This is a genomic window from Exiguobacterium alkaliphilum 12/1 (assembly GCF_000714435.1).
GTDB lineage: Bacteria > Bacillota > Bacilli > Exiguobacteriales > Exiguobacteriaceae > Exiguobacterium > Exiguobacterium alkaliphilum.
Genome location: NZ_JJMW01000041.1, coordinates 229,524 through 243,061 on the forward strand (window position 1 = coordinate 229,524; position 13,538 = coordinate 243,061).

Genomic DNA, 13,538 nt, shown 5'->3' on the forward strand with positions numbered 1-13,538 from the left:
ATTCTTCCTTTTTTGATGCGCTTAAATCGGATGACGTTTGAAGTGTTCGGCGATGTGGGCGCGCATCGCCTCCCGATTCTCAGCAAAGATGCGATGCCGGTGTCCGTTCCCCCCGGAAGGGTGCGGAAACCCGCTCACGACACGTGCTGGATCGATCACATCGCGGTCGACGAGCGTCTCGACGGCGCGGCGCACGTTGATACCCATCGGCAAGATCAGCGCGTCTTTCAGTAAAGCCATCTCGTCCGCGAACATCCCGTCGATATAGGAGCGGAACAGATCCGTCTTCAACAGGTCCGGGCTCGCCCCATTATAGTTTTTCCCTTTATAGAACACCGGGTACGGCAAGACGGCCGTGTTTTGGACGAGGTGGTTCGCAGGCCCGAACAAGTCGAGCGTCGTCTCGATGCCGAGGTGACGATGTAAGTCCAAGTCGTCGAGCATCGTCACCAAGTTTTTTCGAATCGGCCCTGAGAAACTCCCTCGTTGTTTGACGGACCGGAGCGCCTCCTCCTCCGGGGCATTTGCCAAATCACGAATCGCCTCGAACGACTGACGCATCTGGTACAGGCCCGGCGTGATGCCGGCGATGACGACTTTCGCATCCGGATTGACGTATTCGAACGGCGCGTAATAAATCTCGAGCGGTTTGACCGGGTCTGCTTCGAACAAGAACGTCTCACTCTTCAACGTCGCTTCTTCTAAGTCCGCCAAATCGAGAATCTTTTGTTTATAGGCTTGAAAGTGGTCGGTTCTCATCGGCATGGTCATCCCTCCTTTATTGTCTGTTCTCAATAGTGACTGTATTGAAACGCCGACCGTCGCCTCAGTTTGACGCTTACGCCTTGCTTTTGTATAGTTAGGAACGACAAAAACGAATGGAGGAGTGCCATTTTGACTCCAAACGAAACGAGCTCGACCCGGCTGCTTGATTTGCTCGCCGCACGCCACGATCAAATCCGACGCATCAGCGAGCAGGCTTGGAACGACAAGCACGACATCTATATCTCGAACTCGGAATGGTACGTGCTCGCCCGGATTTATCAAAAGAAACCGACCATCGCCGAGGTGACACGAGGCGTCCACGTCTCCCGCCAGGCCATCCATAAACTCATTAAAAACTTGGACACGAAAGGGCTCGTCCTCGTGACCGACCATCCGACGAGCCGAAAAGATAAATGCATCGAACTGACCGCGCTCGGCGTGACGTGTTACGAACAGAACGAGGCGCTCAAGGCGAGCCTCGAGCGAGACATCGCCAACGCCCTTGGTGACGAGGCGTTCCAACAACTGCAGACGTTGCTTCAAGCCGATTGGAAACTGTAGACCCTTCAACGGAAAGGGTCTTTTTTTCACGGACCACATCTTCCTCTGAATGTCAACCGAGTTGACATTTTACATCATGAACTACTATACTTGATGAAAGGGAGAGGTGATCGATTTGTTCAAAAAAGGTGATTTAATGATTTATTCGACCCACGGCGTCTGTCAAATCGACGACATTTCCGATAAGACAATCGCAGGTGAGACCAAGTCGTACTACACGCTTCATCCAATCAACAACACGCAGAAGCTTCAAATCAGCATCCCGGTCGACAGCGACAAAGTGATGATGTTGACGCTTCTTGAAGCGACGGAGGCAAAATCGATTCTCGAGTCGTTTCGTTCCCCTGGCGTCGAGTGGAATCCCCACCCGAACAACCGGAACCGTGAATTTTTGAACGTCGTCCATTCAGGCAATCGCCAAGAGATTGCACAAGTAATCAACACACTGGCACGTCGGAAGGCAGAGGCCGATTTGTTGAACAAGAAACTGTACGAGCAAGACCGTAAAATCTTAGAGAACGCTAAAACGATTCTCGTCAAAGAGTTGTCGCTCGCGCTCAAGCAGTCAGAAACTGAAATCGAACAACAGATTGCCTCGTATTTAAGCGAAGAAGCCATCGCTTCCGTTTGATTGGACCCTTCCGTGCGAAGCGGTCTTTTTTTATTTGAAAATGTAAAAGAAAAAGCGAGAATCTTTTCGTATTCTCGCTTTTGCTCATTTAATTGTGGACGACGCCTTTCTCTTTCAAACCGAGCACCATCGCCGTCGATTCGTGAATCGTCTTGAACAGCTCCGGATGCTCCGAGAGCGAGACACCGTAAGACGGCACCATCTCTTTGATTTTCGGCTCCCATTCCGGCATACGTGTCGGGAAGCACTGTTCGAGCACTTTCAACATGACGTGAACGGCCGTCGACGCACCCGGTGACGCGCCGAGGAGTGCCGCGACCGATCCGTCTTCGGCGCTGACGACTTCCGTGCCGAACTGTAGCGTCCCTTTGCCTTGTGGTGTGTCTTTAATGACTTGGACACGCTGTCCGGCGACGACGATCTCCCAGTCCTCGTTCTTCGCGGTCGGGATGAACTCGCGGAGCTCGTCCATTCGTTTGTTGTGCGACAAGAGCACCTGCTCGATCAAATATTTCGTGAGCGGCATCTCTTTCGCCCCAGCCGCGAGCATCGTCATGAGATTATACGGCTTGACCGATTGAATCAGGTCGAGGTTCGATCCCTTTTTCAAAAACTTCGGCGTGAAACCGGCGAACGGTCCAAACAACAGCTCTTTTTGATTGTTGATGTAGCGTGTATCGAGGTGTGGCACCGACATCGGAGGTGCCCCGACCTTCGCTTTGCCGTACACTTTCGCGTGATGTTGTTCGATGACGTCACGGTTCTTACAGACGAGGAATAAGCCGCTCACCGGGAACCCGCCGATATGCTTCGATTCCGGAATACCCGTCTTTTGAAGGAGGTGCAAGCTACCGCCACCACCGCCGATGAAGAGGAACGGTGCCGTATGTGTCTCGATCGTGTTCCCTTTCACGTCTTTGACTTTCACTTCCCAGAGCCCGTTCGCGAGCCGTTTGACGTCCTCAACGCTATGGCTGTAGTTGACCTCGACGCCTTGGTCCGTCAAATGATCGAACAGCATGCGCGTGAGCGCGCCGAAGTTGACGTCTGTCCCCGTATCGATTTTCGTCGCTGCGATCGGCTCGTCGACGGGACGTCCTTCCATGACGATCGGCATCCAGTCACGAAGCTGTTCCGGATCGTCCGATAAGACCATCCCTTCGAACAACGGATTCTTTGTGAGCGCTTCCAAACGTTTTTTCAAGAAGCGGATATCTTTCTCGCCTTGCACCATGCTCATATGTGGAATCGAGCGGATGAAGTCTTCCGGTTGTTGAATCAGTCCTTTGTTGACGAGATGCGCCCAAAACTGACGCGAGATTTGGAACTGTTCATTGACGCTGATCGCTTTTGCGATGTCGAGCGTGCCGTCCGGCTTCTCGGTCGTATAGTTCAACTCGCAAAGGGCAGCGTGGCCCGTCCCGGCGTTGTTCCATTCATTCGAACTCTCTTCCCCTGCACTTTCGAGCTTCTCGAACACTTTGATTTCCCACTCCGGTATAAGCTCTTTAAAGAGCGACCCGAGCGTCGCGCTCATCACTCCTGCACCAATCAAAATGACGTCTGTTTTCTTTTGGACACTGCTCATGAAAACCCCATCCTTCTCCCCTGAATTTGTGCGGGAGACCGCCGTTTAAATCCCCATTCATCGGCAGTCCCGTTTATAATCGTTATACTGATTATAACGCTTTTGTGATGAATGATAAGAGTTAAGTACGGAATTCTTTAATTTGATTCCTGCTTAATTCTACATGACGAATAGGAATGATATGATTGACGTAATTGAAGAATAAATAGAGTGGGGCGATTTGATGAAAAAGACGGTAAAAGTTGTGGCAGCGGTGATTGAAAATCAAAATAAAGAAATCCTTTGCGCCCTTCGCTCAACAAATATGTTGATCCCGAACATGTGGGAGTTTCCTGGTGGAAAAGTTGAAGACGGCGAAAATTTGCAAGAAGCACTTGAACGCGAGATTTTCGAAGAATTAGCATGTGAAATCAAGGCGCACGAAGTGATTAATGAACATGTACATGAATATGACACGTTCATCATTCAATTGATTTCATTGCGTGCCGAGTTGCAATCAGGAACGCCTGTTGCGACAGAACACGATGCGTTAATTTGGCTGAAACGTGAAAACTTGCATTCACTTGTTTGGGCTCCTGCAGACATCCCAGCGGTCAATGATGTCATCAACCAAAAAACGAAAGCCGAGACGTGAGTTTACACGTACTCGGCTTTCATTAATGTGTCTGTTCGTGTAAGTAGTCGTAGATTTGTTGATCAACACGTTCTTGGAGAAGTAGATTCATCGTAACAACAGACAATTCTTGTCTGTCTTGACTCATCATAGTCGTATCTCGTACGGATTCAAGATCCGGTGTAACTTCTCCTAAATAGTAGAAGTCTCCACCTTCATCGTCATCTTTTTTCACAAAAAGATGAATATCGATGTTTCTTTCCTTCGATTTTATAATCTTTTGTACTTCCTCCGATTTAGTTGTTCTTCTGCTTCGTGTGTACCAATGAAATACTTCAGGATTAATAAACGCATCGCCATAATTCACACTGGCCTCCACATCTTCGCCTTTATGGTAAGTTACAAAGATTGGACATGTTTGATGCTTAATCTTATAGCCATACATCGTTGACTGTTCTTCTTTGTCCCAATTTAGTAAGCGACAAGCGTCTTTCCTCGTGTATTTTTCAAGTCTCGTTAATGGTTTTGTCTGATCATATCGTTGACCTCTAGCTAAGGAAGCTGTTAACACATCATTAAACAGTTGAGTGAACCATTCATCTTTTAATAAAAACTGCATATGAGATGAAAATCTATACTCTTCATTTTCCCAAGAAATTAGGGAATGCCCTCCATATTTTAATTGATCCGCGTCTTTAAAAAAGTTTAGTGATAGTACGTTTTCTAAAGATTGAATGGTAGCTTTATCACTTCTTATTCCCTGCTCACGCAAGCGATAAATAAAGTCCTCTTTGCTTAAACTTTCTTGCTCCAACAGAAGTTCCATTAACAACACTTCATGTACTCGTTTTCCTGACAATAACTCTTGAGTCACCATCAACAGAACTTTTGAGTGCGCGGAAGAAAGGTCAGGAAGATCGTGCTCCACTATATTTAAAAAGGCACCGTAATGACCCTTCTTTGTTCCAATAACAATGGGATCCATTGAATAATGTGCCACAAAATCGCTTAACATCGGAGGTCGTCCTAAACGGTTTTTTAAATTGTGATAGGCTTCTTTTAAAACCTTTAAGTCAGTTAGTTTTGCTTGATTAATCGATTCGTAAATTCGTTCTTTTGCGATGGCTTCAAAGTTAATGGTCGACGTGCCAGAAATATAGCTACGATCAATTACTTTTCTCCGAATCGAATCTTTGTTTTGAGAGCGGTCTCCGGATAAAGCGATTGGAATCAAATAGTTATTTTTGTAGTTAGCGATGAAATCGATAACGGTCACGTATTGTTTTGAGCTGTGTTTTCTTAATCCTCGTCCTAGTTGTTGAATAAAAATAATGCTTGATTCTGTCTGTCGCAACATGACGACTTGATTAATGCTTGGAATATCAATTCCTTCGTTGAATATATCAACTGTTAAAATGTAATCTAGACGACCCTCTTCCAAATTAGTCACTTCAACTCGTCTCTTTTCTTGCGAATCATCCCCCGTTAAAGCACATGTCCGAAAACCTCGATGATTCAATTCCTCAGAAAGTCGTTTCGCTTCTCGTTTTGAACTACAGAACATCAAACCACATAAACGCTCTCCAGAAAAACCATAGTAATCAATCTTCTCGATAATTCGTTCTACACGTTCCTCTGACACGAGCTGAGTGAATACATCAAATTCAACTTGATTTCCACTCACTTCAAGATCTGTCACTCCAAAATAGTGAAACGGGCATAACATATCTTCTTCAAGCGCTTCTTGTAACCGAATCTCATATGCAATGTTGTAATTAAACAACTTAAATAAATCATATCCGTCTGAACGTTCAGGAGTTGCTGTCATTCCTAATAAAAATTGTGGTTTAAAATGTTCTATAATTCGTTGATATGTAACCGCTCCTGCTCGATGACTCTCATCAATCAATACGTAGTCAAATGCGCCTCGGTCAAACTGATCTAATGTTTCTTGTTTAGAAATTGTTTGGATCGTTGCAAAGACATATCTAGCCCCCATTGCTCGACTCGAACCTGAAAGGATACCAAAATCAGCTTCATCCCCACCAATGACTCGATGAAAATCATTCTTTGCTTTTTGCAAAATCTGTTCGCGATGCACTACGAATAGCATTCGCTTCGGTCGATAACGACGAACGTCAAACGCGGCTAAATATGTTTTTCCGGTGCCCGTCGCTGATACGACAAGCGCTCTTGTATTTCCGTGCGCACGAACGGCCTCAATTCCACTTAAAGCTGCTAGTTGCATCGAATTAGGTTCTACTTGTAACGCTTCTTTTAATCGATTTACTCCATACGAGTCTGGAAACTCAGCTACACGTTCTCCAAAGACTGGACGATACGAACGTTCGTAAGCTGAAATCCATTCAAGTGTCAATGGAACTGAAACACTCCACATTTCTTCAAACTGATCGAGGAAGTGTCCGACAATTTCTCCATTCTCGTGAGAGGTCAACTTCAGATTCCACTCGTAATTTGTCTTTAACGCTCCAGACGTCAAATTAGAGCTTCCAACAATTAATGAGTAGTACTCTTCGTGTTGAAAAATGTATCCCTTAGAGTGGAATGCCTCAACTTCTGAAATGCGAATATCTACATTCTTCAGTTTTAATAGTTCTTTAAAGACTTTAGGTTGATTAAAGTATTGGTACGTTGAGGTCATGATTTTTCCACGGATACCTTTGTCATGTAAGTCGGAAAGCGTAGATTTTAACGTAGCTAAGCCAGCTTCCGTAATAAACGCAACAGAAAATAAGAAAGATTGGCATCCCTTTAGTTCGTCTAGAAGCGAAGTGAGTACATCTTGTCGTTTATGTTTTTCATTCATTAATAACTCAGGTTTAAATGGACTCACGTGATGATGATGCTTATCAATAAATCCCTTTTCTAACGAATTTTTGAGTTGTTCTGTAAAATGAGTCATATGTACCTCCAACATGATTTATACTAAATTCAAATAATTTCAATACCAGTATTTTATTTTACATATATTTCATTATTATCTTCTGCATAAAAATGATCAAGGAGGAACTCCATGTCTACGTTCTATCTCATCCGCCATTGCTCGGCCACCGGTCAAGAACCGGACGCCCGACTCACCGAGGCCGGCGCACAACAAGCCCTCGCTCTCGCTGACTTCTTTCAAGACATCCCTGTCGACCGCATCATCTCGAGCGATTATACGCGAGCTACTGCCTCGATCGCACCACTCGCCACATCCAAGCAACTGACCATCGAGACGGAGCCGAAGTTGCGCGAACGCATCCTCTCGCTCGAACCGCGCGACGATTGGTTTGACTTGCTCCGTCACTCGTTCGAGGATGCCTCATTCGCCTTACCCGGTGCCGAGTCAGGTCAAGATGCGACGGAGCGGATTTTGAGTGTCATCGATTCACTCGACGACGTAAACGGCACGACCGTCCTCGTGACGCATGGCAATCTGCTCGCGCTCCTCCTCCAACATGTGGATAACCGCTTCGACTTCGACACGTGGCACACGCTCAGCAATCCTGACGTCTATTTTCTAAAAATTGTGGATAACTCTTGGGCGGTCGAACGCGTCTGGTCCGTCCGTAGCTGTGGATAACGTTATCCACAGAAAAAGCCGCCTCGACTGAGACGGCTTGCGTATCTTACTTTTCCACGAAGAACATCGAGATGGCGCCGAGCCCGACGTGCGTCCCGACCGAGACACCCATCTGCATGAGGTAAATCTCCCCATCAAAGTCTGTCTCCGCCTCGATTTTCGCTTTTAAATTCTCGGCAATCTTCTGATCTGACGTATAGCCGATGATGATGAAATTCGTGATGTCGCGATCACAACGTTTCACGAACTGTTCGGTGTAATGCTTGAGCACTTTGCGCGTGCCGCGTTCTTTGGCGACGACGGCACCTTTGCCGTCCTTCATGCTCATAATCGGCTTGACCATGAGTAGCTTGCCGATGATGGCGCCCGCGTTCGAGATGCGACCGCTCTTAATCAAGTGATCTAAGTCGTCGACCGACAAGAAGTGCTTCACTTTCATCTTATATGCTTCATTGAACGCCACGAGCTCTTCGAACGTGGCCCCTGCTTCGCGCATTTGGGCACTCTTCATCAAGAGCCAACCGCTCCCGTGGCTCATCGAACGGGAGTCGACGATATGAATCTTCACCGGTGAGTCCGGATGCGCCTCCTCGAAATACTCTTTCCCGAGCACGGCCGATTGATACGATCCGCTCGTTCCGCTCGACATACAGATGCACAAAATCTCATCGTGTCCCGCCTCGACGGCGTCTTCCATCAATTTCATGAACGTGGCCGGACTCGGCATCGCCGTCGTCGGGAACTCCGGTAGCGCTTCCAACATTCCGTAAAACTCATCGGGCTGGATGTCGACGCGGTCCTCGTACGATTTGTTCTCAATCGTCACGATGAGCGGGGCGACCCCAATCTCGTATTTCGCTAAAATCTCATCTGATAAATCGCATGTTGAGTCTGCTAGTAGTTTAATCATAGTACCTCCAAAAATCTTTCCTCAGTGACGGGAATCATCCTAGACCACTTCGTCGATTCAGACGTCACGATAGGATTCCTCTATTGTATCAGAAATAGGAGGCGAGATGTTTTTTTGCTAGGCTCGAACGTGCGATTCCTGCTCGTGACGCAGCAGCCATTCTTTGCGCCATAATCCCCCTGCATAGCCGGTCAACGTCCCGTTCGAACCAATGACGCGGTGACACGGAACGACAATCGTTAAGCGGTTGCGACCGTTCGCACTGCCGACGGCACGCATGGCTCGCTCCCGTCCGATGTGTCGGGCTAATTCTCGATACGACATCGTCTCGGCATAAGGGATGATCGTCAGCGCCTGCCAGACGTCACGTTGAAACGTTGTACCTGCCATCGTGACGGGGAATGTGAACGTCCGTCTGTCCTTTTTGAAATAGTCATCGATTTCGCGATAACACCACTTCAACACGTCCGGTGTGTGAGCATTCACTTCGAACAACACCTCGTCCCGCTCGACGAAGAGGATGGACTCGACCGCGGCTTGTGTCGCCACCAGCTCCATCATCCCGATTGGACTCATGTAGTCCAGTTTATACATTTCCATACAACGACCTCCATAGATAGAACGTCGCGTACGCTTCCCAACCTGAAAATCGTACACGCATCTCCTGCATCTGTTCTGCCGTCAGCTTGTCGGTACGTTCGAGATGGAACTTGAGCGCTTGATGCAATCCAGCGTCCGTAGCAGGGAAGGCCTGCCTGTCTTGAAGACATTTCATCCGGACGTACTCGGCCGTCCACTCCCCGACCCCACGAATCGACAGCAGGCGAGCATGAACGACCTCCCGGGATTGTTGCCGCAACGCTTGTTTGGACAGCGTTCCGTTCGCTATTTCCCGGGCAATCCCGATTATATACTCGGCTTTCCGCGTACTGAACTGCATGGCCCGTAAATCGGCCGGCACGAGTAAAGCGATGTCTTCAGGGCGCGGGAACGCCCAGTACGTCACGCCGCCCGCTTCTCGAGCATACCCGTATCGTTCGACGAAGCGCCGCTTCAACGTATAGGCGAACGATAACGTGATCTGTTGACCGATGACCGCCCAAGCGAGCGCCTCGAACAAGTCCGGGAACCCGATTAGCCGGAGCCCCGTGTAACGCTGGACGATCGGACGCAACAAGTCATCGTTTAAGGCGAAGCGTTCGAACGCGGCGACATCTTGATCGAGATCGAACCATTCGCGCACGTACCGTTCCACGACTAATTGTTCTCCGGTTGTCACTTCTTCGTCGTGAAGCGTGACGATGAGGCCTTGTCCATGTGCTTTGATTTCACCCAACCATAGCCGGCCATCGATGTCGAACAGTTTCCATAAAGCGTCTTCTGTCGCGACGTGCATCACTTCGTCGTCCGAGCGCCGCAAAAACGTTAAACACTGCTCGAAATCGAACGGGCGGGCGACTGGAAGGATGAGACTATTCGGTGGCATCGTCTCGCTCCTTTCGATAGGCGTTCGGGGAGGCGCCTTTCCAGCGTTTGAAGACGCGATAAAAATTGGACGGCGTGCTCAATCCGACAGCAGCCCCGACTTTTTCATTTTTCCAATCGGTCGTTTTCAATAGATAGGCCGCTTGATCGATTCGGATTCGTTCTAACCGTTGCCGCGGCGTCTCGCCGGTCGTTTCCGTGAAGGTACGTTCGACATAGAATGGGCTCATGTTGACGTGGGCCGCGATGTCGTCTAATTTCAACGGTCGCATATACGCCTCGAGCAAGAACGTCGTCACGTCATGCACGAGCGCACTTGACGGGCTGCGTGCGATGTCAGGCTGGCATCGTTTGCACGCTCGGTATCCGGACGTCTCTGCTTCTTGTCTCGTCTTATAAAATTCGACGTTTTCCCGTTTCGGCTTTCGTGACCGACACGACGGCCGACAATAGATTTTTGTCGTCTTCACGGCCGTGTAAAACTGACCGTCATATGCCGCGTCACAGGCGAGTACTCTTTCCCACATCATCTCAAACGTCAGCATCGCTTCGCCTCCTCTCTTCTACTGTACCAAATTCAGTTCTCCTCTTTCTTGCGCTTACGGTCTAACAACTTTTGAAACGGTTCCGATATATATCTCGTAATAGGATTACCACGTTTCATCCGGTACAATGCGAGCATGACGAATAAGGAGAACATCAGATGCACAAGCGAATGTCGTGGAAACAACTGAAATGGTTGATTCCTTTTCTATTGATTGGACTCATTCTTTATCAAAGCGGTCAAGAGTTGAGGCAATTCTCTTTAGCGGCCGCCTTTCGGACACTCGAATCGCTGACCGGGCTTGAACAGTTCAGCCCGACGTGGGACGCCCGTTATTTGGCCATCCGTAAACGAAGGAAACTACTCCCGTCCTTGCTTCGGACGGCCCGATTGATTAGCCGGAAAAAATGACCACAGCAAAAAGGGCGACGCTCATCATCAGCGTCGCCCTCGTTTTATTTCACTGCGAGTTCTACGTTATCAATCGTCACATCATGCGCACCGAGCGGTGAACCGTCCGTGCGACCGAGGAGGAACTTGAGCGCCGTCATGTCTTTTTGTGGCATGACGAGCTCGAACTCGAACGTCTTCGCATCCGGTCCGAGCGCGACGACCTCGCTCAAGTAACGCGTGTACGACGCGTTCTCGACCGTCACTTCCATGTTGCGCGCGGTCGTTGACGAAGCGTCGAAACGGACGACATACGTCTGGCCTGGATGCAACTCGAGGCCGCCCTGCTCCATGAGCACGCTCCACGGCTCTTGGCCTTCGTTCGCAATCGCAAGGCGGGCCGCTTCATTCACAGCCTCGACCGAAGCTTGCGCGTCATAGTGGACGTATGACCCCCAATGCGTCAACCCTTCTGTAAACGTGCCGTTCTTGAGCGGCGCCGGGTCGAACTCGATTGGCGTCACGTCGAGCAACTTGACGTCATCAATCGAAATCTCGCCTTTCGCCGAACCGAGAACGAAGCGCAATTGGCTCAACAAATCTGTTTCCGCGTTCATCGTGAACGGGATTTCAAACGTCTCAAACTCGCGTGTCAACGCAACGTCTTGGAGCGGTACATAGGCTGCGCCGTCTAGACCTGTGAATCCGACTTGGAGTGTGTTGATGCGTTCTGCTTTCGCTTTGAAGCTGAGTACATACTCGTGTCCTTCTTGCAATTGAATCCCGTTTTGAACGAGCGTTGCCGGCTCACCTTTTTTCGGGTTCGCCTTGAACAAGAAATGGCGGAGTTCCGCATCGACCGTTCCGGTCCCTTTCGTCGCACCGGCGTCGAACTGCCAGAACGTCATCCGGTCCATCGCACCTTGGTCGAACGTGCCGTTGTAGACGTGGTTGCCGTCACCGAGCGCCGGCTTCGTCGCGTTCGGGTCAAGCGCCTGACGTTCGGCTTGCTCGACACGGACGTTCCCGATTTGGACACCTGCCGTGCTGAGGCCGACGTTGAACTCGAGGCGTGCCGCGAGGTCCGTGTCTTCCGTCATATCGAACGTCATCGAATACGTCTGGACGCCCGTCGTCAAATCGAACGAGCCTTCATCCGAATATTTCGCGTAGCCACGGTCTGGCCCGCCGCCGACTTTCACCGCAATCGAGCGGGCCGAATCGGCGCTCGCGTCGAACGTCACCTTATAATGACCGCCTTTGCCGAGCGAGACGTTTTGAATCAATTGATGTGAGTAAGGCTGGCTGCCGGCTTGACTGATCGAGATGTCCGCGAAGCGCGCGCCTGCCTTCTCGATGACGTCAACCGTTCCGACACCGCCAAAGTCGGGAAGCGCCACGTAGTTCCAGTACGTCGGATCCAGTGCTTGCGCCCCGTTCGTCACCGTCGTAATCGGTTTTTCGTAAGCTTGGTCGTAGACGAGGTTGCCGTCTTCAGACGGTTGTTTCGCTCCGTCCGGAAGTACGATTTCTTCATCTGTGTAGACCGGTTCGACCGCTTGACGATAGTCGCGGTTTTTCAAATCGTAGACGCGAACGTAGTCGACTTCCATATCGGCCGGGAACGGTGTCGTCTCGTCCGGGTCACCATCGAACCAACCACCGACGGCCAAGTTCATGATCAAGTAGAAGTTCTGGTCGAACGGCGCCGGATAGCTGAACTTCGTTGCCTGATTCAACCCTTTTGTATACCAATCGTTCTGTGTTTGATAGAGCTTCCCGTCAACATACCAACGCAACTCGCCTGGCTCCCATTCGACCGCATATGTATGCCACTTGTCGATGCCGTCGCCTTCAGCGAAGTGATAGTCTTTGCCTGTATATTTGTTGTTCGGCCACGTCTCACCGTAGTGGATCGTCCCGGCCACTTGATCCGGACGACTGCCCCAGGCTTCCATGATGTCAATCTCACCAGAAGCGGCCCAGCCGCCGTAACGATCCTGTTCTGGCATCATCCAAAACGCCGGCCATAATCCTTTGCCGAGCGGAAGTTTCGCGCGCATCTCGTAGCGGCCGTATGTTTTGCTGAACGTCCCTTTCGTCGTCAACTTCGCCGACGTGTAGTCATACGAGCCGAGCGCATCGGTCGTCTGCTCCTTTTTCGCCCGGATGATAAGCTTGCCATCTTTTACGAAAGCGTTTTCGTTTTTGTCCGTATAAAACTGCTTCTCATTGTTTCCCCATCCCGGCGCGACCGGATTTCCGTCCTTATCCTTCAGCCAGTTGCCTGTATCGAAGGTCCATTTCGTCCGATCGATCTCAGGCTTGTCAAACTCATCGGACCAGACGAGTTTCCATTTCGTATTATCTTTGTTCGCTGGCTTTTCGGCGTGCGTGCCTTGAGCGAACGAGAGAGCTAGACCGGTACCAAGTGCGAGGGCGACCCATTTCTTCATTCCATTTCC

13 protein-coding genes are annotated in these 13,538 nt (G+C 49.6%); 5 read left to right on the forward strand and 8 right to left on the reverse strand.

From position 1 onward, the window contains the following. Positions 1-21 precede the first annotated feature (21 nt). Complete coding sequence (locus tag RT52_RS09665) at positions 22-765, reverse strand: hypothetical protein (RefSeq protein WP_051690332.1); 744 nt, start codon at positions 763-765, stop codon at positions 22-24. Positions 766-894: 129 nt separating this feature from the next. On the opposite strand from RT52_RS09665, the gene RT52_RS09670 reads away from it, so the two are divergent. Together RT52_RS09670 and RT52_RS09675 are read left to right on the forward strand one after the other, a co-directional pair. Continuing rightward, positions 895-1,326, forward strand: a complete 432-nt coding sequence (locus RT52_RS09670; protein WP_034816977.1) for a MarR family winged helix-turn-helix transcriptional regulator — start codon at positions 895-897, stop codon at positions 1,324-1,326. 106 nt (positions 1,327-1,432) lie between these two features. Beyond that, positions 1,433-1,957, forward strand: a complete 525-nt coding sequence (locus tag RT52_RS09675) for a CarD family transcriptional regulator (protein WP_081825769.1) — start codon at positions 1,433-1,435, stop codon at positions 1,955-1,957. Between the two features lie 88 nt (positions 1,958-2,045). Here the strand turns inward: RT52_RS09675 and mqo are convergent, their stop codons facing one another. Next, the gene (mqo, locus tag RT52_RS09680; protein ID WP_034816979.1) at positions 2,046-3,545 is read right to left on the reverse strand and encodes a malate dehydrogenase (quinone); all 1,500 of its coding nucleotides are present in this window, start codon (positions 3,543-3,545) and stop codon (positions 2,046-2,048) included. Between the two features lie 223 nt (positions 3,546-3,768). On the opposite strand from mqo, the gene RT52_RS09685 reads away from it, so the two are divergent. Then, the gene (locus RT52_RS09685; RefSeq protein WP_034816981.1) at positions 3,769-4,179 is read left to right on the forward strand and encodes a (deoxy)nucleoside triphosphate pyrophosphohydrolase; all 411 of its coding nucleotides are present in this window, start codon (positions 3,769-3,771) and stop codon (positions 4,177-4,179) included. A 22-nt stretch (positions 4,180-4,201) separates the two neighbouring features. On the opposite strand, the gene RT52_RS09690 is transcribed toward RT52_RS09685, so the two are convergent. Beyond that, complete coding sequence (locus RT52_RS09690; RefSeq protein ID WP_034816983.1) at positions 4,202-7,081, reverse strand: DEAD/DEAH box helicase; 2,880 nt, start codon at positions 7,079-7,081, stop codon at positions 4,202-4,204. Positions 7,082-7,192: 111 nt separating this feature from the next. Here RT52_RS09690 and RT52_RS09695 point away from each other — a divergent pair, with 111 nt between their 5' ends. Then, a complete protein-coding gene (locus tag RT52_RS09695) occupies positions 7,193-7,744 on the forward strand; it encodes a histidine phosphatase family protein (RefSeq protein WP_034816984.1) in 552 nt (183 codons plus the stop codon). Between the two features lie 46 nt (positions 7,745-7,790). Here the strand turns inward: RT52_RS09695 and RT52_RS09700 are convergent, their stop codons facing one another. The 4 genes from RT52_RS09700 to RT52_RS09715 all read right to left on the reverse strand — a co-directional run bounded on the left by RT52_RS09700 (position 7,791) and on the right by RT52_RS09715 (position 10,684). Then, positions 7,791-8,654 carry a DegV family protein gene (locus tag RT52_RS09700; RefSeq protein ID WP_034806293.1) on the reverse strand — a complete coding sequence of 288 codons (864 nt, stop codon included), beginning with the start codon at positions 8,652-8,654 and terminating at the stop codon, positions 7,791-7,793. A gap of 117 nt (positions 8,655-8,771) precedes the next feature. Next, positions 8,772-9,254, reverse strand: coding sequence for a methylated-DNA--[protein]-cysteine S-methyltransferase (locus RT52_RS09705; protein ID WP_034816986.1), 483 nt, complete (start codon positions 9,252-9,254; stop codon positions 8,772-8,774). Further along, a complete protein-coding gene (locus tag RT52_RS09710; protein ID WP_034816988.1) occupies positions 9,241-10,140 on the reverse strand; it encodes a DNA-3-methyladenine glycosylase family protein in 900 nt (299 codons plus the stop codon). Before RT52_RS09710 ends, RT52_RS09705 begins: the two co-directional genes overlap by 14 nt. Next, positions 10,127-10,684: a bifunctional transcriptional activator/DNA repair enzyme AdaA gene (locus RT52_RS09715; RefSeq protein WP_034816990.1), complete on the reverse strand. Its 558-nt coding sequence runs from the start codon at positions 10,682-10,684 to the stop codon at positions 10,127-10,129. The genes RT52_RS09710 and RT52_RS09715 overlap by 14 nt, the downstream gene beginning before the upstream one ends. A 158-nt stretch (positions 10,685-10,842) precedes the next feature. Here RT52_RS09715 and RT52_RS09720 point away from each other — a divergent pair, with 158 nt between their 5' ends. After that, positions 10,843-11,094, forward strand: a complete 252-nt coding sequence (locus tag RT52_RS09720) for a hypothetical protein (protein WP_034816992.1) — start codon at positions 10,843-10,845, stop codon at positions 11,092-11,094. 44 nt (positions 11,095-11,138) lie between these two features. On the opposite strand, the gene RT52_RS09725 is transcribed toward RT52_RS09720, so the two are convergent. After that, on the reverse strand, positions 11,139-13,529 hold the full coding sequence (locus RT52_RS09725; protein WP_034816994.1) for a carbohydrate binding domain-containing protein: 2,391 nt from the start codon (positions 13,527-13,529) through the stop codon (positions 11,139-11,141). Between the last annotated feature and the right edge of the window lie 9 nt (positions 13,530-13,538).